Source organism: Achromobacter sp. Marseille-Q0513 (assembly GCF_018195695.1).
Taxonomy (GTDB): Bacteria; Pseudomonadota; Gammaproteobacteria; order Burkholderiales; family Burkholderiaceae_B; genus Achromobacter.
Genome location: NZ_JAGTJY010000510.1, coordinates 1 through 472, shown reverse-complemented (window position 1 = coordinate 472; position 472 = coordinate 1). Strand labels below are relative to the sequence as shown.

The following is a 472-nucleotide window of genomic DNA, read 5'->3' as shown; positions in this document are numbered from 1 at the left end:
ACGTTCCTCTGCTGTATCCACCATACTCTGAATTGCAGACAGGTATTGCATTGCGGACTCCTGCTTACTCTCAATCATCTTTCTTCCTGCCGTAATTTTTGCTTCATCCTGTAGCTGCACTAAATTCGTCGAGATCCGCGCCAAATCATTAATATCACCATGCATCCCGGTTGAATTCTTGATCATCAGATATCTTTCCGTGTAAATGCGATCTAATTGCGAGTTCATATACTTAAGACGATCCAAATGGATAAAACCAAGCACCAGGATAATCATCAACAGCAGGCTAAAGCCCAACAGAAGCTTGCTTCTAATCTTCAAATCACATCTCTCCTCCTATAAGCGAAATCCATACCAGGCATTTATCATCTTCACGTTCTCCGGATGAATCATCAGTAAACAATAAACTTTCCACTTCCTCACGGTCATAGTGGGGCCGATCCAAAAGCGTCTTTTCCAGAAATTCAAATTG

General features: G+C 41.9%; 1 protein-coding gene. It reads right to left on the bottom strand.

The genetic code is table 11. The features are described 5' to 3' along the window. A partial coding sequence (locus KDH83_RS31525; RefSeq protein WP_249205482.1) for an MCP four helix bundle domain-containing protein occupies positions 1-321 on the bottom strand: 321 nt, incomplete at its 3' end. Between the last annotated feature and the right edge of the window lie 151 nt (positions 322-472).